Source organism: Variovorax sp. Varisp36, assembly GCF_047304235.1.
GTDB lineage: Bacteria > Pseudomonadota > Gammaproteobacteria > Burkholderiales > Burkholderiaceae_C > Variovorax.
In genome coordinates, this window is sequence record NZ_JBGLYU010000056.1 from 1 (window position 1) to 22400 (window position 22400).

The following is a 22400-nucleotide window of genomic DNA, read 5'->3' on the forward strand; positions in this document are numbered from 1 at the left end:
AATCCGGGGCCCCCGCCGGGGGGGCGGGGGGGGGGGGGGGCGGCGCGGGGGGGCGGCCCCCCCCCAACGACGCGCTGCGCCGCGGTCCACGCGCAGGCCGCGCCATGGCGCGCCGCGGCCCAGCTGCCCGCCATCAGCGGTGTGCCGGCATCGAACGAGAACAGCCCCATGCGCGCCGGAAAGCTCTTCGGCAGCACATCGGTGCGCATGCCGCGCGTGGGCCAGTACGAGGGCAGCGCATCGCGCGACACGTTGGACGGGTCGAGCGCCACCCACTCATCCCACGCATGCGCGATGAAGTCCAGGTAACGCGGCGCATGCACCTTGGCCAGCAGCGCCTCGTCGAAGGCATCGGGCGCCTGGAGCGCGCCGAGGCGGCGGCGCTCCAGTTCGTGTTTCACATGGTCGACGCGGGCCGGAACCTCGAAGCACGGCACGAGTTCGCCGCGGAACATTTCGACTCTGCCCTGGTGAAGAACGTGCTGGTCGTTGTAGATCGTGAGCATGCCGCCATCATGCCGCACGCCGCAGCACCGCCCGGCGCCGGCCCGAGGCCGTGAGGCCGAACAGGTCCTTCGGGTCGTCGAGCTCGGGCACCAGCGCGATCTGCTGGCCGATGCCGCGCTCGGTGGCGAGGCGCTGTATGTAGCGAAGCGCCGTGTAGTCTTCCAGCGCGAAGCCGACCGAGTCGAACAGCGTGACCTGTGTGGGAGTTTCGCGGCCGGGCACTTCGCCGAGCAGCACGCGCCACAGCTCGTGCACCGGAAAGTCGGCCCCCACCTGCTGGATCTCGCCCTCCACGCGGGTCTGCGGCTCGTACTCGACGAACACGCGCGCCTTGTGCAGCACGTCGGGGTGCAGCTCGGTCTTGCCGGGCGAATCGCCGCCCACCGCATTGATGTGCATGCCCGGCTCGATCATGTCGGGCGTGAGCACGGTCGCGCGCCCCTGGCAGGCGGTGACGGTGGTGACGATGTCGGCGCCGCGCACGGCATCCGCCACGGAGCCCGCGCGCACGATGTCCAGCGGCGTGCACGCCGACAGGTGCCGCACCAGCTTGTCGGTGGCGTGCGGATCGGTGTCGTACACGCGCACTTGCTCGATGCCCAGCAGCGCATGGAAGGCCAGCGCCTGGAACTCGCTCTGCGAGCCGTTGCCGATCAGCGCGAGGCTGCGCGAACCGGGCCGCGCCAATGCCTGGGCGGCCATGGCCGAGGTGGCGGCCGTGCGCAATGCGGTGGTGAGCGTGAGTTCGGAAAGCAGCACCGGGTAGCCCGTGTCGACTTCCGCCAGCACGCCGAAAGCCATGACGGTCGGCAGCCCGAGCTGGGTGTTGTTCGGATGCCCATTGACGTACTTGAAGGCATAGGCGCCGTCGTCGGCCACCGGCATGAGCTCGATCACGCCGAGGTGCGAATGGCTGGCCACACGGGCCTTCTTGTCGAACTCGCGCCACCGCAGGAAATCGTCGCGCAACGCGTCGGCCAGGGCCGTGAGGAACTGCGGAACGCCGGTCTCGTCCACCAGGCGGACCAGGCTGTGAACATCGATGAAGCGGGTCATGGCATGGCTCCTTGCGTAGCCCTGCCGCGGCGCTTCATCCCCTCACATGTTTACTCCACCATGGCTGGTTCAGGATGCGCCTGCGCCAAGGGTTGAAGCCATTGTGCGCCTGCTTGCGCGGCATTGCGAGCGACGTCAGTCGTACCTGCGCTGTTCTTCGATGCTGCGCTCCAGGAAGCGCCAGAGCCGCTCGTCCTCGCTGAAGGCCACGTTGAAGCGCAGCCAACCGGTGGGATGCGGATTGACCAGGAACAGCTGGCCCGGGCCGAGCATGATTCCCTCGACCGCAGCGCGCCGCGAGAGCTCAGAGCTGTCGGCGATGTCGGGGTGCCGGGCCCACAGGTACATGCCGGCCGCGGCCTCATGGAACAGCTCGAAGCCCAGCGCGTCCAGCCGCCTCGCGACGCTGCCCTGCGCCTGCGCGAGGCGGTCGCGCAGCGCCTTGAGATGCTTGCGCCAGCGGCCGTCGGTCACGGTGCCGAAGGCCAGGCGCTCGGTGATGTCGGAGGAGGTGAGGCCCGAGACCATCTTGAGCTGCGCCAGCTCATCGAGCAGCTCCGGCTGCGCGACCACGTAGCCGACACGGATGTTCGGCGAGATGGTCTTCGAATAGCTGCCCACGTAGACCACGCGGCGCAGCTGACCCAGGCTGGCGAGCGAGGGGCGCATCGACGCGTCCATCTCGGCGTAGATGTCGTTCTCGACCAGCGTGAAGTCGTGCGCCTGGGCCAGCTGCAGCAGTTGCACCAGCTGCGGCAGCGAAGCCATCGAGCAGGTCGGGCTCTGCAGCCGGGGCTGGGTGAAGAAGGCCTTGGGCCGGTGCTGAGCGAGCAGCGCCTCGAGCGCGGGCATGTCGTAGCCCGAAGGGATGCGCGGCACGCCGATGATCTCCACGCCCAGGAAGCGCAGCATGAACATCAGGTTCGGATAGCCGGGGTCGTCCACCAGCACCGCATCGCCCGGCTTGAGCAGCCGGCGCGCGACCAGGTCCAGGGCCTGGCTGGAGCCCTGGGTCAGCAGGACCTGGGCGGCATCGACCACGATCTGCTGCTCCGACAGCGCCTCGGCCGTCGCCATGCGCAGCGCCATGTGGCCGAAGGGCAGGCCGTAGCCGCCGATGTCGGTGCCTTCGGAGGCGAGGTGGCGCAGGCTGCGGCGCATGCCGTCCTCGAACAGCCAGTCGTGCGGCAGCCAGCCGCAGCCGGGCTTGAGCGGCAGGTTGCGGTTTTCGAAGATCTGCTGAAGGTACCAGCGGGCGTCGAAGCGGGGGTCCGGGCGGGGCGTGCTGGCCGCGCCGGCGGCGCTCTCGTCGCTGCGCCGCTTGACGAAGAAACCCGCGTTGGCGCGAGAGACCAGCAGGCCCTGGGCCACCAGCCGGTCATAGGCCTCGACCACCGTGAAAACACTGACGCCGTGCGCCGCGGCAAAGGCGCGGATCGACGGCAGCTTGCTGTCGGCCTTGAGCTTCTGGGAGCCGATCAGTCCGCGCAGCCCTTCCACGATCTGGCTTACCAGCGGCGTCGGCTGTTCGGGGCGAAGAATGAGCATCGGGGGGCGTCTCCGGCAGTCCGGGCTGCACCATATTGAGGAAAGTATGTACAGGATACAAGACCAGTACAGTCTTCCGGGCGATCACTTCCGGTGTACATGGCTGGATCGATTCGCGCGACCTAGAGTGCCGGCATTCCTCCTTCAAAGCACAGGTCGTACCATGCAACGCGAACCCCATCTCAGCAATGCCGCCCTCATGGCCCGCCGCAGCGCGGCCGTCGCCCGCGGTGTGGGCCAGGCCCATGAAATCTTCGTCGCCCGCGCCGCCAACGCTGAACTGTGGGACGTCGAGGGCCGCCGCTACATCGACTTCGCCGGCGGCATCGCGGTGCTCAACACCGGCCACTGCCACCCGGAGATCAGTGCCGCCGTGAAGGCGCAGGTCGATCTCTATTCGCACACCTGCTTCCAGGTGGTGGCCTACGAGCCCTATGTGGAGCTGGCCGAGCGCCTGAACGCACTGGCGCCGGGCGCGTTCGCGAAGAAGTCGATCTTCCTGAGCACCGGTGCCGAGGCGGTGGAGAACGCGGTCAAGATCGCCCGCGCCCACACCCGGCGCCCCGGCGTCATCGCATTCACGGGCGGCTACCACGGCCGCACGATGATGACGCTCGGCCTGACCGGCAAGGTCGCCCCCTACAAGATTGGCTTCGGCCCCTTCCCGGGCGAGGTGTTCCATGCGCTGTACCCGAACGCGCTGCACGGCGTGAGCGTGGACGACGCCCTGCACTCGGTCGAGCTGCTGTTCAAGAACGACATCGAGCCCGAGCGCGTGGCGGCCTTCATCCTGGAGCCGGTGCAGGGCGAAGGCGGCTTCTACGTGGCGCCCAACGATTTCGTCGAAGGCCTGCGCGCGCTGGCGGACCGCCACGGCATCCTCATCATTGCCGACGAGGTGCAGACCGGCGCGGGCCGCACCGGCACCTGGTTCGCCAGCGAGCAGTGGCCCGTGGCGCCCGACCTGATCACCACCGCCAAGTCGATGGCGGGCGGCTTCCCGATCTCCGGCGTGGTGGGCCGCGCCGAGGTGATGGACGCTCCCGCGCCCGGCGGCCTGGGCGGCACCTATGCCGGCAGCCCCATTGGCTGTGCCGCGGCACTCGCGGTGCTCAAGGTGTTCGACGACGAGCAACTGCTCGCGCGCAGCCGGGCGCTGGGCGAACGGCTCACGGCCGGCCTGCGCCGCATCGCGGCCGGCGAGCCGGCCATTGGTGACGTGCGCGGGCTCGGCGCCATGGTGGCCATCGAGCTGTTCGAGCAGGGCGACACCGCGCGGCCCGATGCCGCACTGACCCGCCAGGTGGTCGCGGAGGCGGCGCGGCGCGGGTTAATCCTGCTGTCATGCGGCACCTACGGCAATGTAATTCGTGTACTGGTGCCGCTCACGGCATCCGACTTGCTTGTGGACGAAGGCCTGGCGCTTCTCGCGGACAGCTTCGCCGCGCTGCGCTGATCGACCGATCCTTTCCCGGAATCCTCCATGACAGCAGAACCCTTGGTGCGCTTCCAGCGCGTCCAGAAGACCTACGACGGCGAACACCTGGTGGTACGCCAGCTCGATCTGGACATCCACCGCGGCGAGTTCCTGAGCCTGCTCGGGCCTTCGGGGTCGGGCAAGACCACCACGCTGATGATGCTGGCGGGCTTCGAGTCGCCGACCTCGGGCGAGATCCTGCTCGACGGCAAGCCGATCACCCGCACGCCGCCGCACAAGCGCAACTTCGGCATGGTCTTCCAGAACTACGCGCTGTTTCCGCACCTGAGCGTGGGCCAGAACGTGGCCTACCCGCTCACCGTGCGCAAGGTTTCGAAAGACGAGCAGCAGCGCCGCGTGCAGCGCGCGCTCGACATGGTGCAGCTGCGCGGCATGACCGACCGCCTGCCCGGCCAGCTCTCGGGCGGCCAGCAGCAGCGCGTGGCGCTGGCGCGCGCGCTGGTGTTCGAGCCGCAGCTGGTGCTGATGGACGAGCCGCTCGGCGCGCTCGACAAGCAGCTGCGCGAGCACATGCAGCTCGAGCTCAAGGACCTGCACCGCCAGCTCGGCGTGACCTTCGTCTACGTGACGCACGACCAGGGCGAAGCGCTCACCATGAGCGACCGCGTGGCGGTGTTCAACGAAGGCGTGATCCAGCAGCTGGACACGGTCGACCGGCTCTACGAGACGCCATCCAACCGCTTCGTGGCCGGCTTCGTCGGCGACAGCACCGTGCTCAAGGGCCAGCTGGACCGCGGCGGCGAGCACGCCGAGATGAAGCTGCCCGACGGCCGCGTGCTGCGCGGGCTCAACGTCGGCGGCGCGGCCGCGGGTGCGGCCGTGGAGGCCTGCATCCGCCCCGAACGCGTGGTGCTGCACCGCCGGCCGGAGACGCAGGGCACCAACATGCTCGCCGCCGAGGTGGCGCGCGTCATCTACTACGGCGACCACCTGCGGCTCTTGTGCAGCGTCGGCGGCGGCCAGACCGAAGCCACCGTGAAGCTGCCGCTGGACGGCCTCGACGGCGCCGCTGCGCCGCGGGCCGGCGAAGCGGTGGTGCTCGAATTCCCCACCGCGCACGCGCGCATCTATGCCCCCTGATCCCGGTCCGTTGTTGTTCCCTCGTTTCCTTTCATCACCCAGGAAGATTTCCATCATGAAAAAGACATTCCTCGCCTGCATCGTCGCCGCCAGCTTCGCGCTGCCGGCCCTGGCCCAGCAGCAGCTCACCGTGGTCAACTTCGGCGGCGCCAACGCCAATGCCCAGAAGAAGGCCTATTACGAGCCCTACGAGAAGACCGGCACCAAGATCATCCCGGTCGAATACAACGGCGAACAGGCCAAGATCAAGGCCATGGTCGAAACGAAGAAGGTCACCTGGGATGTGGTCGAAGTCGAATCGCCCGACGCGGTGCGCGGCTGCGACGAGGGCCTGTTCGAGAAGCTCGACTATTCGAAGATCGGCAGCAAGGCCGACTTCCTGCCGGCCGCGGTCACCGACTGCGGCGTGGGCCTGTTCGTGTGGTCGACCGTGATGGCCTACAACGGCGAGAAGCTCAAGACCGCGCCCACCAGCTGGGCCGACTTCTGGGACGTGAAGAAGATCCCCGGCAAGCGCGGCATGCGCAAGGGCGCGCGCTACAACCTCGAGTTCGCGCTCATGGCCGACGGCGTGAAGCCGGCCGACGTGTACAAGGTGCTCGCCACCAAGGAAGGCGCCGACCGCGCGTTCAAGAAGCTCACCGAGCTGAAGCCCAACATCCAGTGGTGGGAAGCCGGTGCGCAGCCGCCGCAGTTCCTGGTGGCCGGTGACGTGGTGCTGACCACGGTGTACAACGGCCGCATCGACGCGGCCAACCGCGAAGGCCGCGACCTCAAGATCTACTGGCCGGGCGGCATCTACGACCTCGACTACCTGGTGATCCCGAAGGGCGCCCCGAACAAGGAAGCCTCGCTGAAGTACATCCAGTTCACGATGCAGCCGGCCAACCAGGCGGTCTATGCACAGAGCATCGCCTACGGCCCCACCAACACCAAGGCGCTGGCCTCGCTCAGCCCCAAGGTGCTCGCCGACCTGCCGACCTCGGCGGCCAACGCCAAGGATGCGCTGCAGTTCAGCGTCGGCTTCTGGGCCGACCAGGGCGAGGCGCTCGAGAAGCGCTTCGCGTCCTGGGCCACGCAGTAAACGAGCGGCGCGAAGAAGGCCATGCACGCGGCAACGTCTGTCCCCCAGGTTTCGATGCAGGCTCCGCCCGGCGAGCTTCGGCGTGCGCTGGGGCGCGCCGAAGCCCGCCGCAAATGGCGCGCCTTTGCGCTCACGGTGCCGCTGCTGGTGTTCCTGCTGCTGACCTTGCTGGTGCCCATCGTGGCGCTGCTGCAGCGCGCGGTCGAGAACCCCGAGGTGGCCAACGCGCTGCCGCGCACCGTGCGTGCGCTCGACGGCTGGAACCGCAAGGAGGCGCCCGCGCCAGCGGCCTTTGCGGCCATAGCAGCCGATCTCGCCCAGCTGCCCGACAGCTCCGACGCGGGCGCCCTGGCGCGCCGCCTCAACACCGAGATCGCGGGCGCCCGCTCGCTGGTGATGGGCACCTTCCGGGCGCTGCCGATCGCCGGCACGCCGGAAGAAGTCAAGGCGCGCATGCTGGAGCTCGACCCGCGCTGGGGCGAGGCGCCGTACTGGCAGGCGATCGCCAAGAACGGCTCGCGCTGGACGCCCGACTACCTGCTCGCCTCGGTCGACCTGCGGCGCGACGTGGCCGGCGAGATCGAGCGCATGCCCGCCGACCAGCGCGCCTTTGCCGGCATCCTGCTGCGCACCTTCCAGATCAGCGCCGTCGTCACCTTCTTCTGCCTGCTGCTGGCCTATCCGCTGGCGTGGTGGCTGTCGACGCTGCCGGCGCGCAAGGCCAACGTGCTGATGATCCTGGTGCTGGTGCCGTTCTGGACTTCCATCCTGGTGCGCGTGGCTGCCTGGATCGTGCTGCTGCAGTCCGAGGGGCTGGTCAACCGGGGCCTCATGGGCATCGGCCTGACTGACCATCCGCTGGCGCTGCTGTTCAACCGCACCGGCGTGATCATCGCGATGGTGCACATCCTGCTGCCCTTCATGATCCTGCCGCTCTACAGCGTCATGAAGAGCGTGCCGCCCACCTACCTTCGCGCAGCCGTCTCGCTGGGCAGCTCGCCGCTGGCGGCCTTCTTCCGCGTGTACGTGCCGCAGACCTACCCGGGCATCGGCGCCGGCGCGCTGCTGGTCTTCATCCTGGCCATCGGCTACTACGTGACGCCGGCGCTGCTCGGCGGCGCGGACGACCAGATGCTGAGCTACTACATCGCGCGCTACACCAACGTGGAGATCAACTGGGGCATGGCCTGCGCGCTGGGCGCCGTGCTGCTGGTCGCCACGCTGCTGCTGTATGCCGTCTACCGCCGCATCGGCAAGGCCGAGCTGAGCCTCGGCTGAGCGGCACGAAGGACCGACAAGCATGTTCAAGCTTCCCCAATTCCCGGCCTACGCCACCTTCGCCGACAAGCTCGGCTGGTGGCTGGTGCGCGCCGGCTGCGTCGCGGTGCTGGCCTTCCTGCTGGCGCCGATCCTGGTGGTGATTCCGCTGTCGTTCTCCGACAGTTCGTTCCTGGCCTACCCGATTCCCGGCTGGTCGCTGCGGTGGTATCGCAACCTCTTCGAGTCGCCCGAGTGGGCGCGTGCGGCGCGCAACAGCTTCATCGTCGCGCCGGCCGCCACGGTGCTGGCCACCGTGCTGGGCACGCTGGCGGCGGTGGGGTTGTCGCGCACGAGCTTCGCCTTCAAGGGCCTGCTCATGAGCGTGCTGATCTCGCCGATGGTGGTGCCTATCGTGGTGGTGGGCGTCGCCACGTACCTCTACTTCGCGCCGCTCGGGCTGGCCGACACTTACTTCGGGCTGATCGTGGTGCACGCGGCGCTGGGTGCACCTTTCGTGCTGACCACGGTGCTCGCCACGCTGGCCGGCTTCAACCAGAACCTGGTGCGCGCATCGCTGAGCCTGGGCGAGACACCGTTCAGGACTTTCATGCGCGTCACGCTGCCGGTGATTGCGCCAGGCGTGATCTCGGGCGCGTTGTTCGCCTTCGCCACCTCGTTCGACGAAGTGGTGGTCACGCTGTTCCTCGCGGGGCCCGACCAGGTCACGCTGCCGCGCCAGATGTTCACCGGCATCCGCGAGAACATCTCGCCCACCATCGCCGCCGTGGCGACGCTGCTGATCATCTTCACCACCACGCTGCTGCTCGCGCTCGAATGGCTGCGCGGCCGGCGGCGCTGAACCCGCTCCACACGATGCCGATCACCACGACACCGAACCAGCCGCTCGGCGGCAACACCATGCCGCGCTTCGCCGGCCCCGGCACGATGATGCGGCTGCCGGCCGCAACTTCGCCGGAGGGGCTGGACGCGGCGTTCATCGGCGTGCCGCTGGACATCGGCACTTCCAACCGTCCGGGTGCACGCTTCGGGCCGCGCCAGATCCGCGCCGAATCGGCGCTGCTGCGCCCCTACAACATGGCCACCGGCGCGGCGCCTTTCGACCGGCTGAACGTGGCCGACTTGGGCGACGTGCCGATCAACACCTATTCGCTCGAAAAGTCGATCGACATCGTTTCGACCTTCTACGACTCGGTGCTGGCCGCCGGCTGCGCGCCGCTGACGCTGGGCGGCGACCACACCATCGCGCTGCCGATCCTGCGCGCGGTGGCGCGCAAGCACGGCCCGGTCGCGCTGGTGCACGTCGATGCGCATGCGGACGTGAACGACGACATGTTCGGCGAGCGCATCGCGCACGGCACGCCGTTCCGCCGCGCCGTCGAGGAGGGCCTGCTGGCCTGCGACAAGGTCTGGCAGATCGGCCTGCGCGGCACCGGCTATGCGGCGGACGATTTCGACTGGCCGCGCGAGCAAGGCTTCACGGTGGTGCAGGCGCACGAGGTCTGGTACCAGTCGCTCGCGCCGCTGATGGCGCAGGTGCGCGAGCGCATCGGGCCGACTCAGCCGGTCTATATCAGCTTCGACATCGACGGCATCGATCCTTCGTTTGCTGGCGGCACTGGCACTCCGGAGATCGGCGGGCTCACCGTGCCGCAGGCATTGGAGATCGTGCGCGGCTGCCGCGGGTTGAACGTGGTGGGCGCCGATCTGGTGGAGGTCAGTCCGCCCTACGACACGAGTGGAAACACTGCGCTGCTCGGGGCCAACCTCCTTTACGAAATGCTCTGCGTACTCCCCGGTGTACCTTTCCGCTGACACCGGCTACTCATTTCTCCCAGGACAACACGACACCATGGACACGAAGACTTCCCCTCTCTCGCTGCTGAACGACCCGACCCTGCTCAAGACCGATGCGCTGATCGCCGGCGAATGGACAAAGGGCGCCAGCCGCTTCGACGTGAACGACCCGGCCACCGGCCTGAAGCTCGTCGACGTGGCCAACCTCACGCGCGCGGACGCCGAGCTCGCCATTGCCGCTGCCGACAAGGCGCTCGCCGCCTGGCGCGGCAAGACCGGCAAGGAGCGCAGCATCGTGCTGCGCAAATGGTTCGACCTGCTGACCGCCAACACCGAAGACCTCGGCCGCCTCATGACCGCCGAGCAGGGCAAGCCCTTCGCCGAGGCCAAGGGCGAGGTCGCCTATGCCGCCAGCTTCGTCGAGTGGTTCGCCGAAGAGGCCAAGCGCGTGAACGGCGAGGTGCTGCCGCAGTTCGACAACAACCGCCGCCTGCTGGTGATGAAGCAGGCCATCGGCGTGTGCGCGGCCATCACGCCGTGGAATTTTCCGCTCGCGATGATCACCCGCAAGGTGGCTCCGGCGCTGGCGGCCGGCTGCACGGTGGTCATCAAGCCCGCCGAGCTCACGCCGCTGACCGCGCTGGCCGCGGCGGAGCTGGCCGTGCGGGCCGGCATTCCGGCGGGCGTGCTCAACGTGCTCACGGCCGACAGCGCCAACAGCATCGCGATCGGCAAGGCGCTGTGCGAGAGCGACGTCGTGCGCCACCTGAGCTTCACCGGTTCCACCGAAGTGGGCCGCATCCTGATGAGCCAGTGCGCGCCGACGGTCAAGAAGCTGTCGCTCGAACTCGGCGGCAACGCGCCCTTCCTGGTGTTCGACGATGCGGACGTGGACTCGGCAGTCGATGGCGCGATGGCCAGCAAGTACCGCAATGCCGGCCAGACCTGCGTTTGCGCGAACCGGCTGTATGTGCAGGACGGCATCTACGACGCCTTCGTCGAGAAGTTCGCGGCCAAGGTCAAGGCGCTCAAGGTCGGCAACGGCTTCGAGGACGGCGTGGTACAGGGTCCGCTGATCGAGGATGCGGCCCTCGACAAGGTGCAGCGCCACGTCGACGACGCCGTCGCCAAGGGCGGCAAGGTGCTCGCGGGCGGCCACCGGATGCAGGGCCAGTTCTTCGAGCCGACCGTGGTTGCCGAAGCCACCTCCGACATGCTGTGCGCGCGCGAAGAAACCTTCGGTCCCTTCGCACCCGTGTTCCGATTCAAGACCGAGCAGGACGGCATCGATGCGGCGAACAACACCGAGTTCGGCCTCGCGAGCTACTTCTACACCCGCGACGTGGGCCGGATCTTCCGCGTGGCGGAAGCGCTGGAATACGGCATGGTCGGCATCAACGCCGGCGTGATCGCCACCGAGCATGTGCCGTTCGGCGGCGTGAAGCAGTCGGGCCTGGGGCGCGAGGGCTCGCACCACGGCATGGACGACTACGTGGAGATCAAGTACCTCTGCCTGGGCGATATCCAGAAATAGGAAACGAGGAAGGGCGGGGACAGCGCCCCGCCCTGCCCGCTATCGCGCCAGCACCGGCGCCAGGGCCACCCCCGTGTGCGTGCCGAGCCGCACCACTTCCTCCGGTGCCGCCGCGGCCACGATGCGCCCGCCGGCGTTGCCACCCTCGGGCCCGAGGTCAAGGATCCAGTCGGCCTCGGCGATCAGGTCGAGGTCGTGCTCGATCACCACCACGCTGTGGCCGCCGTTCACCAGCCGGTGCAGCACGTGGATCAGCTTCTCGACGTCGGCCATGTGCAGGCCCACGGTCGGCTCGTCGAGCACGTACAGCGTGTGCGGCGCCTTCTGGCCGCGGCGGGTGACGTCGTCGCGCACCTTGCTGAGCTCGGTCACCAGCTTGATGCGCTGCGCCTCGCCGCCCGAGAGCGTGGGCGAAGGCTGCCCCAGCGTGAGGTAGCCGAGCCCCACGTCCTTCAGAAGCTGCAGCGGGTGGCTGATGTTGGGCATGGCCGCGAAGAACTCGACCGCCTCGTCCACTTCCATCTGCAGCACCTCGCCGATGCTCTTGCCGCGCCAGCTCACGGCCAGCGTCTCGGGGTTGAAGCGCGCGCCGTGGCACACCTCGCAGGGCACCTTCACGTCGGGCAGGAAGCTCATCTCGATGGTGCGCACGCCCGCGCCCTCGCAGCCGGGGCAGCGGCCTTCGCCGGTGTTGAAGCTGAAGCGTGCCGGGCCGTAGCCGCGCGCCTTGGCTTCGAGCGTGTCGGCGAACAGCTTGCGGATGGTGTCCCAGAAGCCGATGTAGGTGGCCGGGCAGCTGCGCGGCGTCTTGCCGATGGGGGTCTGGTCGACCTCGAGCACGCGGTCGATGGACTCGTAGCCCTCGACGCGGTCGCAGCCGGACCAGGCCGGGCGCTTGCCCGCGGCATCGGCGTCGCGGCCGGCCTTGGTCATGCGCTGGACCACGATGGCATGCACGCTGGCCAGCAGCACGTCGCGCGCCAGCGTCGACTTGCCCGAGCCGCTCACGCCGGTGACCACCACGAGGCGGTGCAGTGGCAGCGTGGCCGTCACGTCCTGCAGGTTGTGCAGGTCGGCGCCGTGCACGGTGAGCCATTGGCCGCTCTCTTCGGCCTTCGGGTCGGGCAATGGAACCAGGCGCCGCGCATGCAGTGGATGCCGGATCGCATCACGCAGGTAGCGTCCGGTCTGCGAATCGCTCGCCTGCTGGATGTCGGCCACCGAGCCCTCGGCCACGAGCCGGCCGCCGCGCTTGCCCGCGCTCGGGCCGATGTCGATGATGTGGTCGGCGCGGCGGATGGTGTCTTCGTCGTGCTCCACCACCACCAGCGTGTTGCCCTTGTCGCCGAGTTTGTGCAGCGCGTCGAGCAGGATCTGGTTGTCGCGCGCGTGCAGGCCGATGGTCGGCTCGTCGAGCACGTAGCACACGCCCTGCAGGTTGCTGCCCAGCTGCGCCGCCAGGCGGATGCGCTGCGCCTCGCCGCCCGAGAGCGTGGGCGCGCCGCGGTCGAGCGTGAGATAGCCCAGGCCCACCTCTTCCAGAAACTCCAGACGGCTCCTGATCTCGGGCACCAGGTCGCGCGCGATCTCGGCTTCACGGCCCGCGAGCGCCAGCCCTTCGAACCACTGCCGCACCTCGGTCACGCTCATGCGCGCGAGTTCGGTGATGCCGATGCCGCTCAGGCCATCCGCCGGCGAGGCGCCGAAGCTCACGGCGCGCGCCGTGGCGTTCAGGCGCGTGCCCTCACATGTCGGACAGGCGGTGTCGGCCAGGTCTTCCACCTCGGGCTCGGCGAAGGTCTGCTCGCGGCCCTTGTTGTCGTCATCGCGGATGGAATCGTCGAAGACCTTGCGCTGGTCCTTGCTGAGCTTCACGCCCGTGCCCACGCAGTCGGGGCACCAGCCATGCTTGCTGTTGTAGCTGAACAGGCGCGGGTCGAGCTCGGCGTAGCTGGTGCTGCACACGGGGCAGGCGCGCAGCGTGGAGAACACGTTCACACGGCCGATGCCCGAGGCCGACACGCCGGCCATCATCGCGGCCTTGAGCCCGTCGAGCTCGCTCAGCACATGCACCACGCCCTTGCCGTGTTCGAGCGCCTTGGCAAGCGCCTCGCGCAGCTCGGTTTCCTTCGCGGGCAGCACGTCGAGGCTGGCCACCGGCAGCTCGATGCTGTGCTCCTTGAAGCGGTCGATGCGCGGGAAGCCGGTGGTCGGCAGGAAGTCGCCGTCCACGCGCAGGTGCGTGAAGCCGCGCGGGCGCGCCCAGTCGGCCAGCTCGGTGTACACGCCCTTGCGGTTGCTCACCAGCGGCGCGAGCAGGCCGATGTGCTGGCCCTTGAAATTGCGCATCAGCTGCGCGGCGATGCTGTCGGGCGTCTGCGGCTGCACGGCGGCGCCGTCGTGGATGCAGTGCTGGATGCCCAGCTTCACGTACAGCAGGCGCAGGAAGTGCCAAACCTCGGTGGTGGTGCCCACCGTGCTCTTGCGGCCGCCGCGCGACAGGCGCTGCTCGATGGCCACGGTCGGCGGAATGCCGTACACCGCGTCCACCTCGGGCCGGCCGGCCGGCTGCACGATGCTGCGCGCATAGGCGTTGAGTGATTCGAGATACCGTCGCTGCCCTTCGTTGAACAGGATGTCGAAGGCGAGCGTCGACTTGCCCGAGCCGCTCACGCCCGTCACCACGCTGAACTTGCCGCGCGGAATGTTCACGCTGAGGTTCTTGAGGTTGTGCTCGCGCGCATTGACGATCTCGATCGCATGGCCGCCGGGCGCCGTCTTCGCATTGGCGATGTAGCGCCGCGCGGCGCGCTCGGCCACCTTGTAGGCCTCGGGGCCGATGGCCAGGTCGTAGTCGGCCAGCGCCGCGCCGGTGAGCGAGGCGCGGTTCTCGCGCAGCTGCTCGGGCGTGCCCTCGGCCACCACCATGCCGCCGCCCTCGCCGCCTTCGGGGCCGAGGTCGATGCACCAGTCGCTGGCGCGGATCACGTCGAGGTTGTGCTCGATCACGATCAGCGAATGGCCGGCGTCGAGCAGCTTGCGCAGCGCGCGCATCAGCCGCGCGATGTCGTCGAAATGCAGGCCGGTGGTCGGCTCGTCGAACAGGAACAGCGTGCCCCGGCGCGCCACCGACTGCTTGCTCGCGGTCGCGCTCTTCGCCGCTTCGGCGAGGAAGCCCGCGAGCTTCAGGCGCTGAGCCTCGCCGCCGGAGAGCGTCGGCACGGGCTGGCCGAGCTTGACGTAGTCGAGCCCCACGTCGGAGATCGGCTGCAGCACGCGCAGCACGTCGCGGTCGGCCTCGAACACGGTGGCCGCTTCGGCCACGGTGAGGTCGAGCACGTCGGCCACGTTGTAGCTCCTGCCCTTGCGCTCCACGCGCACTTCGAGAATTTCGGGGCGGTAGCGCTTGCCGTCGCAGTCGGGGCAGCGCAGGTACACGTCGGACAGGAACTGCATCTCGACGTGCTCGAAGCCCGAACCGCCGCAGGTCGGGCAGCGCCCGTCGCCCGAGTTGAAGCTGAACTTGCTCGCCGTATAGCCGCGCTGGCGCGACAGCGTGGCCGTCGCGAAGATCTCGCGGATCGCGTCCCAGGCGCCTACGTAGCTCGCGGGGTTGGAGCGCGCGGTCTTGCCGATCGGCGACTGGTCGACGAAGACCACGTCGCCGAGGTGATCGGCGCCGAGCATGCGGTCGTGCGCGCCGGGCGTTTCCGTGGCCTTGCCGAAGTGACGCATCAGCGCAGGCGCCAGCACATCCTGGATCAGCGTCGACTTGCCCGAGCCGCTGACGCCGGTGACGCACACCAGCCGCGCGAGCGGGAACTCGACCGTGACGTTCTTCAGGTTGTGCTCGCGCACGCCTTCGAGGATGAGCCGGTGCGTGTTCTCGCTCACGAGCCGCTTGAAGCCCATGCCGATCTTCTTGCGCCCGCCCAGGTACTGGCCGGTGAGCGTGTCGGCGTCGCGCAGCTGGTCGGTGGTGCCATCGAACACGATCTGCCCGCCGCGCGCGCCGGGGCCTGGGCCCATGTCGATCACGCGGTCGGCCGCGAGCATCACGGCCGGGTCGTGCTCGACCACGACCAGCGTGTTGCCCGCATCGCGCAGGCGCAGCATGGCCTCGGTGATGCGGTTCATGTCGCGCGGGTGCAGGCCGATGCTGGGCTCGTCGAGCACGAACAGCGTGTTGACCAGCGAGGTGCCGAGCGCGGTCGTGAGGTTGATGCGCTGCACCTCGCCGCCGCTCAGCGTGCGGCTCTGGCGGTCGAGCGTGAGGTAGCCGATGCCGACGTCGTGCAGGTAGCGCAGGCGGGTGGTGATTTCTTCGAACAGCAGCTTCAGGGCCTGTGCTTCCCCGGTCTTGGCTCCTTCCCCTGCTGGGGGAAGGCTGGGATGGGGGCTCGCGGCCTCATTCGAGGCAGCAGGGCTTGCAGGCGCTGCCGGCCCCCACCCCTGCCCTCCCCCGGCGGGGGAGGGAGAAACACCCATGCGGTCGAAGAATTTACGCAGCCGCTCGATCGGCAGCAGCATCAGGTCATGCAGGCACAACCCCGGCAGTGCCTCCAGCTGAGCCCGCGTCCACTTCGCCCCCGTCGGCATGAATCGCTTCCCGGGCGGCAACACCGCGTCTGCATCTTCCTTGCTGCCGATGCGCCAGATCAGGCTGTCGAGCTTCAGGCGCGCGCCGCTGCAGGTCGGGCATTGCGTATAGCTGCGGTACTTCGACAAGAGCACGCGGATGTGCATCTTGTAGGCCTTGCTCTCCAGGTAGCCGAAGAAGCGCCGCACGCCATACCACTGCTTGTTCCAGTTGCCTTCCTTGTAGTTGGGCGTGCCCTCGATCACCCAGTGCTTCTGCTCCTCGGTGAGCTTGTTCCAGGGCGTGTCGCGCGGGATGCCGGCGGCCTCGGCGTGGCGCATGAGGTCGTCCTGCGCTTCTTTCCACGCGGGCGTCTGGATGGTCTTGATGGCGCCGGCGCGCAGCGTGAGCTTGTCGTTCGGAATCACGAGGCCCAGGTCGACACCGATCACGCGGCCGAAACCGCGGCAGGTGTCGCAGGCGCCCACGGCCGAATTGAACGAGAACATCGACGGGATCGGGTCGGCGTAGCGGATGTCGCTCTCGGGGCAGTGCAGGCCGGTGGAGAACTTCCACACGTCCGTCGGCGCGTTTTCCTCGGCGCCGGTCGCATGCACGGTGACGCGCCCGCTGCCGCGCTTGAGCGCCACCTCGATCGCCTCGACCACGCGCGCCCGCTCGGCGCCCGATGCACGGAAGCGGTCGGCCACCACGTCGAGCACCTTGCGCGGACCGGTGGGCGTGGCCACCTCGCGCTCGGCCTGCACGCGCGTGAAGCCGCTGGCCGACAGCCACTGCGTCACTTCCTCGGCCGTGGTGCTCGCTGGCAGCTCGACCGGAAAGGTGACCACGAGGCGCGGATCGCCCGCAGCCGCCGCGCGCTCGACGATCTGCGCGTAGATGCTGTCGGGCGAGTCGTGGCGCACCGGCAGCGCGGTCTCGCGGTCGAACAGGTCGGCCGCGCGCGCGAACAGCAGCTTCAGGTGGTCGTTCAGCTCGGTCATGGTGCCGACCGTGGAGCGCGAGGAGCGCACCGGGTTGGTCTGGTCGATGGCGATGGCGGGCGGCACGCCCTCCACCTTGTCGACGGCCGGCTTGTCCATGCGGTCCAGGAACTGGCGCGCGTAGGCGGAGAAGGTCTCCACGTAGCGCCGCTGGCCTTCGGCATAGAGGGTGTCGAAAACGAGGCTCGACTTGCCCGAGCCGCTGGGCCCGGTGACCACGGTCATCTCGCCTGTGCGGATGTCGAGGTCGAGGTTCTGGAGGTTGTGCTGGCGCGCGCCGCGAATCCGGATGGAGCCCTGTGTCATGAGTGCCTTGGGGGGTGGGGCAAACATTCTAGGGAGTGGCCCATGACGGGTTCGTGCAGTACTTCACAAGGTCGGTGGCTTCGCAGGGGTTTGTCCGGATGGAGTTGAAGACACTTTTAGAAACAAATAGCACATTTGTTTTCGATTGCTTCCGAGCTTGTCGAGAGGAGAAATTTCCATGAAGAAGATGACGCGCACGCTGTGTGCCGCCGCGCTGCTGGCACTGTCGGCGGCCGGCGCTCCGGCGCAGATCCTGATCGGACAGACCGCCGGCATGACCGGCTCGGTGGCCGCGGGCGTGAACGAGACCATCGGCGGCGCCCAGCTGGTGATCGATGCGGCCAATGCCCAGGGTGGCATCCACGGCGAGAAGATCGAGATGATCCGCATGGACGACGCTTTCGACGTCAAGCGCGCCAGTGAGAACGCCCGCGTGCTGATCGAGGACAAGAAGGTGCTGGCGCTCTTCATGAGCCGCGGCACGCCGCACTCGCAGGCCATCATCCCGTGGCTCGACAAGTACGACGTGGCGCTCATCGGCCCCTCGACGGGCGCGATGGTGCTGCACAAGCCGCTGCAGAAGCACGTGTTCAACGTGCGCGCCACCTACCAGCGCGAGGCCGAGAAGGCGGTGCAGCACCTGCTGACCATCGGCCTCACGCGCATTGCGGTGGTGCATGTGACCGACTCGTTCGGCGCGGACGCGCTCGAGGGTGCGATGACCGGCTTCACCAAGGGCAAGGCCAAGCCGGTCGTGACCATTCCGGCCGACCGCGAGAAGCCCGACTACAAGACCATCGTGCCGGCCATCAAGGATGCCGATGCACAGGCCGTGGTGTGGATCGGCTCGGGCGTCGCCGTGGTGGACGGCATCAAGGCGCTGCGCGCCGCGGGCTCCGCGGCGCAGGTGGTCACGCTGTCGAACAACGCTTCGTCGGGCTTCATCAAGCAGCTGGGCGACGCGAGCCGCGGCGTGATCGTGACGCAGGTGTTCCCGAACGAGCGCTCGCTCGGCCAGCCGATGGTGAAGGAAGCCCTGGCCCTCGCGCAGGCCAAGGGCCAGGCCGAACTGTCGCCGGCCACGCTCGAAGGCTTCGCCTCGGCCAAGGTGCTGGTGGAGGCGCTGCGCCGCGCGGGCCCCAAGCCCACACGCGCAAGGATCGTGGCGGCGCTCGACAGCCTGCGGGGCTACGACCTGGGCGGCGGGCTCGAGGTGAGCTACTCGCCGCAGGACCACAGCGGCATCGATTTCGCGGACCTGTCGATCATCAGCGACGGCAAGTTCAAGCGCTGACCGCCGCGCGGCGCCTTCCTACTTCGGCGCGGCGGCGGGCGCCGTTTCGTGCGCTGCGTCGGCGCCATGCTTCTCGCCCGACATGTCGACCTTGTCGCCGGCCTTGGAAATCACGAACAGAGCGATGGCGGCAAAGACGATGAAGCCGACGGCGAGTTTCCACATGGGTGCTGTCTCCTGACGAGGTTGATTCAAGGGGCTCAAGAAAAAGGCTTCATGCGGTTGGCATGAAGCCTCTTTGTTGAACGGAGGGCGGATGGCGCCCTCCTTTGCGCGAGCAGCGATCAGTCGTTGGCGTAGATGTCCACGTTCTTCGTTTCGCGGATGAAGAGCGTGCCCACCACCAGCGTGACACCGGCGATGATGATTGGATACCAGAGGCCGTTGTACATGTTGCCGGTGGAGGCCACGATGGCGAAGGCGGTGGTTGGCAGCAGGCCGCCGAACCAGCCGTTGCCGATGTGGTACGGCAGGCTCATCGAGGTGTAGCGGATGCGCGTGGGGAACATCTCGACCAGCATCGCGGCGATCGGGCCGTAGACCATCGTCACCAGCAGCACCAGCCAGAACAGCAGCAGCACCGTCAGCACCTTGTTCATCTTCGCGGGGTCGGCCTTGGCCGGGTAGCCCGCGACCTTCAGGTCTTCGGCCACGCTCTTCTTGAAGGCGGCGATTTCCTTGGCGGAGCCCTCGTCGAACTTGAGGTTCACGACATTGCCGACCGGCGCCTCGATCGTCTTGTCGCCGATCTTCACGACGGCCTTCGAGCCCGGCGCGCCGGCCACGTTCTCATAGCTCACCGAGTTCTGCACCAGGTAGCGCTTGGCGATGTCGCACGAGCTCCTGAAGTCGATCTCGCGGGCCACCGGGTTGCCCTGGAACGAGCAGGTCGCAGGGTCGGCCGTCACCGTGACGCCGGCCGTGGCCTGTGCACGGGCCAGGTCGGGGTTGGCGGCTTCGGTCAGCATCTTGAAGACCGGGAAGTAGGTGACCACGGCCAGCAGGCAGCCGGCCATGATGATCGGCTTGCGGCCGATCTTGTCGGACAGCGTTCCGAAGACCACGAAGAACGGCGTGCCGATCAGCAGCGCGGCGGCGATCATCAGGTTGGCCGTGGTCGCATCCACCTTGAGCTGTGCCGTCAGGAAGAACAGCGCATAGAACTGGCCCGAATACCAGACCACGGCCTGGCCTGCCGTGAGGCCGACCAGCGCCAGGATCACGATCTTGAGGTTCTTCCACTGGCCGAAGGATTCGGACAGCGGCGCCTTCGAGGTCTTGCCCTCGGCCTTCATCTTCTGGAAGGCCGGCGACTCGGACAGCGAGAGCCGGATCCACACCGACACGCCGAGCAGCAGGATCGACACCAGGAACGGAATGCGCCAGCCCCAGTCGTTGAACACCGCTTCGCCCATGCCTTCGCGAACGCCCAGGATCACCAGCAGGCTCAGGAACAGGCCGAGCGTGGCGGTGGTCTGGATCCACGAGGTGTAGGCGCCGCGCTTGCCGTGCGGCGAGTGCTCGGCCACGTAGGTGGCGGCGCCGCCGTACTCGCCGCCGAGCGCGAGGCCCTGCAGCATGCGCAGCGCGATCAGGATCACCGGCGCAGCGACGCCGATGGTCGCGTAGCTGGGCAGCAGGCCGACGATGAAGGTCGACAGGCCCATGATCAGGATCGTCACCAGGAAGGTGTACTTGCGCCCGATCATGTCGCCCAGGCGGCCGAACACGATGGCACCGAACGGACGCACCAGGAAGCCCGCGGCGAACGCCAGCAGCGCGAAGATGAAGGCGGCGCCCGCATCGAGGCCGCTGAAGAACTGCTTCGCGATGATCGCGGCGAGCGAACCGTAGAGATAGAAGTCGTACCACTCGAACACGGTGCCGAGCGAGGAGGCGAAGATAACCTTCTTCTCCTCCGAGGACATGGGCCGGGGGGCCGGATGCGGCACTCCCCGTGAATCTAGTGTGGCTGCCATTGCGTCGTCTCCTGTGTGTGTGCGTTCATGCGGCGCCCGACTGTTTCGGGACCGTGAGGCATTCTTGGAGGCGCGACTGACCCGAGCCTTGCGCGAAACTGAACCGGTGCTTACGGTTTAAGGTGAAACCCGCGGGGCGCGTTTCAGGTTGTAAGAAATCCGGGGGTCGCTCAGTTTTTGCTGCTGCGCAGCAGGGACGGGCGCTGGTCCGCCGAGGTCCATTGCGGGCCGTCGAACCACGCATCGCCCGACAGGTAGGCGCGCAGCATCTGCAGGCCGTCGAAGCCCCAGAACAGGCGGCCGTCGACCACATAGGCGGGCGTGCCGAACACGCCGAGCTGCAAGGCCTCGTCGGTGTTGCGCTTGAGCAGGGCCTTGCTCTCGTCGCTGTTCGCGTCGCGCTTCGGCGCCAGCTGCGCGATGAGCGCGGCGAGGCGCGCGGCGTCGCCCGCGTCTTCGCCGCCGCGCCACACATGGCGGAAGATGGTCTCGGCCACGAAGCGGCTGATGCTGCCGTCGTCGCTCGTCGACACTGCCAGCCGCAGGTGAGGCAGCGGGTTGTAAGGGTGCGAGGCGGGCATTTCGATCCGGATGCCGTTCGTGTGGCCCAGCCAGAGCACGTGGCGGTAGGTCCAGCTGCGCTTCGACGGAATCTCCGCCGGCCCGAGCTGGCCGTGCTGCTTGAGCAGCGCCCCCAGCAGCACGGGCTTGTAGGCCACGCTGCAGCTCAGGCCTTCGAGCGCCTCCGGCAGGTGCTCGAACGCGAGGTGCGCGTAGGGCGAGATGAAGTCGAGATAGAAGTCGATGTGCTTCATGCGGCGTTGTCTCCTGAAGCGCGCCAGATGCCGGCCCGCGCCCGCAACTCTATCGCGCGCCACACGTGGCGCCGCGTTTCGTCCTCCATCCGGCTCCAGCCAGCGATCTCCGGGATGGTGCGCAAACACCCTTCGCAGAAGCCGCTCAGGCGGTCCATGCGGCACACGGAAGAGCACGGCGAGGGCACGTCGTCGGCCATGGCCTGCACGGCCACGGCGCGCTCGGCCAAGGTCTCGGCCTCGTCGAAGTTCACACCACGTCCGCCACCGGCGCGCCGGTGAGCTTCTCGAGGTCGTGCGGGCGCAGCTGGAACACCGCATGCGGATGGCCCGCGGCCGCCCAGATCTCCTCGAAGCGGAACAGCTCGCGGTCGATCAGCACCACGGGCTTGGTCACGTGCCCGACCGGCGACACGCCCCCGATGGTGAAGCCGGTGCGCGCCTTCACGAAGTCGGCGTCGGCGCGGCCGGTCTTGCCGACCAGCGCATCGACCTTCTTCTCGTCGACGCGCCTGTCGCCCGAGGTAATGACCAGCACCGCCGCCTCATCGCTCTTGCGGCGGAAGATGATGCTCTTGGCGATCTGGCCGACCGAGATGCCGAGCGCGTCGGCCGCCTGCTGCGCGGTGCGGCAGGCGTCGTCGAGCATGCGCGGGGCATGCGGATGGCCGGCGTCCTGGAGCACGCGCGAGACGCGCTGGACACCGTCGGGAAGGGAATGGAGTTCGGAGCCGCACATGGCAGGTTCAGCAGGTTCTGGGTTCATCGAGGCCCCAGAGCATACGGAAAAGCCTGCGCCGCCGCCCGGGGTGCACCAATGCGAAGAGCGTCGCGGCGCCACGGCGCACGACGCCCGTGCGTCCGGTGCCGGGCCCGGGGCGGTTTCGGTGCGCAACCGGCCGGTCAGGGCGGCCGCGGCACCCGCACGATTGGGCATGGATATTGCTTATCCCTCGGTTCACAGTGCCTCCGCTAACGACGGCGGGGTTCAAGCGAGCCGGCGGCCGACAAGCCGCGAGCTCGTCTGCTCCAACCCAATTT

General features: G+C 68.3%; 16 protein-coding genes and 1 pseudogene. 8 read left to right on the forward strand and 9 right to left on the reverse strand.

What is annotated here, in order from left to right:
- The 3 genes and pseudogenes from ACCD11_RS24910 to ACCD11_RS24920 form a co-directional block, all read right to left on the reverse strand.
- A pseudogene (locus ACCD11_RS24910) lies at window positions 1-506 on the reverse strand (histone deacetylase family protein); the annotation flags it as partial.
- Between the two features lie 7 nt (window positions 507-513).
- Window positions 514-1563 (reverse strand): ornithine cyclodeaminase, encoded by a 1050-nt coding sequence (locus ACCD11_RS24915; protein ID WP_413315861.1) that lies wholly within the window; start codon window positions 1561-1563, stop codon window positions 514-516.
- Window positions 1564-1698: 135 nt separating this feature from the next.
- Complete coding sequence (locus ACCD11_RS24920; RefSeq protein WP_413315863.1) at window positions 1699-3111, reverse strand: PLP-dependent aminotransferase family protein; 1413 nt, start codon at window positions 3109-3111, stop codon at window positions 1699-1701.
- A 163-nt stretch (window positions 3112-3274) separates the two neighbouring features.
- Between ACCD11_RS24920 and gabT the strand changes: the two genes are divergently transcribed.
- The 7 genes from gabT to ACCD11_RS24955 are packed head-to-tail and all read left to right on the forward strand — an operon-like array spanning window position 3275 to window position 11382.
- Window positions 3275-4567: a 4-aminobutyrate--2-oxoglutarate transaminase gene (gene gabT / locus ACCD11_RS24925; protein ID WP_413315865.1), complete on the forward strand. Its 1293-nt coding sequence runs from the start codon at window positions 3275-3277 to the stop codon at window positions 4565-4567.
- A gap of 27 nt (window positions 4568-4594) precedes the next feature.
- Window positions 4595-5689, forward strand: a complete 1095-nt coding sequence (locus ACCD11_RS24930) for an ABC transporter ATP-binding protein (protein ID WP_369648969.1) — start codon at window positions 4595-4597, stop codon at window positions 5687-5689.
- Window positions 5690-5744: 55 nt separating this feature from the next.
- Window positions 5745-6773, forward strand: a complete 1029-nt coding sequence (locus tag ACCD11_RS24935; protein WP_007827892.1) for an ABC transporter substrate-binding protein — start codon at window positions 5745-5747, stop codon at window positions 6771-6773.
- A gap of 54 nt (window positions 6774-6827) precedes the next feature.
- Window positions 6828-8051 (forward strand): ABC transporter permease, encoded by a 1224-nt coding sequence (locus ACCD11_RS24940; protein ID WP_413315866.1) that lies wholly within the window; start codon window positions 6828-6830, stop codon window positions 8049-8051.
- Window positions 8052-8073: 22 nt separating this feature from the next.
- A complete protein-coding gene (locus tag ACCD11_RS24945; protein WP_369648971.1) occupies window positions 8074-8892 on the forward strand; it encodes an ABC transporter permease in 819 nt (272 codons plus the stop codon).
- 14 nt (window positions 8893-8906) lie between these two features.
- Window positions 8907-9866 carry an agmatinase gene (gene speB / locus ACCD11_RS24950; RefSeq protein WP_042672569.1) on the forward strand — a complete coding sequence of 320 codons (960 nt, stop codon included), beginning with the start codon at window positions 8907-8909 and terminating at the stop codon, window positions 9864-9866.
- Between the two features lie 37 nt (window positions 9867-9903).
- Window positions 9904-11382: an NAD-dependent succinate-semialdehyde dehydrogenase gene (locus tag ACCD11_RS24955; protein ID WP_413315869.1), complete on the forward strand. Its 1479-nt coding sequence runs from the start codon at window positions 9904-9906 to the stop codon at window positions 11380-11382.
- 39 nt (window positions 11383-11421) lie between these two features.
- On the opposite strand, the gene uvrA is transcribed toward ACCD11_RS24955, so the two are convergent.
- Window positions 11422-17271, reverse strand: a complete 5850-nt coding sequence (uvrA, locus tag ACCD11_RS24960) for an excinuclease ABC subunit UvrA (protein WP_413315870.1) — start codon at window positions 17269-17271, stop codon at window positions 11422-11424.
- A gap of 178 nt (window positions 17272-17449) precedes the next feature.
- Here uvrA and ACCD11_RS24965 point away from each other — a divergent pair, with 178 nt between their 5' ends.
- A complete protein-coding gene (locus ACCD11_RS24965; RefSeq protein ID WP_007827880.1) occupies window positions 17450-18565 on the forward strand; it encodes an ABC transporter substrate-binding protein in 1116 nt (371 codons plus the stop codon).
- Window positions 18566-18583: 18 nt separating this feature from the next.
- Here ACCD11_RS24965 and ACCD11_RS24970 read toward each other — a convergent pair whose 3' ends face one another.
- From ACCD11_RS24970 to ACCD11_RS24990, 5 genes are all read right to left on the reverse strand, one after another.
- Window positions 18584-18730, reverse strand: a complete 147-nt coding sequence (locus ACCD11_RS24970) for a hypothetical protein (RefSeq protein ID WP_007827873.1) — start codon at window positions 18728-18730, stop codon at window positions 18584-18586.
- A gap of 119 nt (window positions 18731-18849) precedes the next feature.
- Window positions 18850-20544: an MFS transporter gene (locus ACCD11_RS24975; RefSeq protein WP_413315871.1), complete on the reverse strand. Its 1695-nt coding sequence runs from the start codon at window positions 20542-20544 to the stop codon at window positions 18850-18852.
- A 170-nt stretch (window positions 20545-20714) separates the two neighbouring features.
- Entirely contained in the window at window positions 20715-21359 is a 645-nt protein-coding gene (locus ACCD11_RS24980; protein ID WP_413315873.1) for a 2-hydroxychromene-2-carboxylate isomerase, read from the reverse strand.
- Window positions 21356-21613 carry a DUF1289 domain-containing protein gene (locus ACCD11_RS24985; RefSeq protein ID WP_007827867.1) on the reverse strand — a complete coding sequence of 86 codons (258 nt, stop codon included), beginning with the start codon at window positions 21611-21613 and terminating at the stop codon, window positions 21356-21358. Before ACCD11_RS24985 ends, ACCD11_RS24980 begins: the two co-directional genes overlap by 4 nt.
- Entirely contained in the window at window positions 21610-22098 is a 489-nt protein-coding gene (locus ACCD11_RS24990) for a YbaK/EbsC family protein (protein ID WP_007827866.1), read from the reverse strand. The genes ACCD11_RS24985 and ACCD11_RS24990 overlap by 4 nt, the downstream gene beginning before the upstream one ends.
- Window positions 22099-22400: the final 302 nt, after the last annotated feature.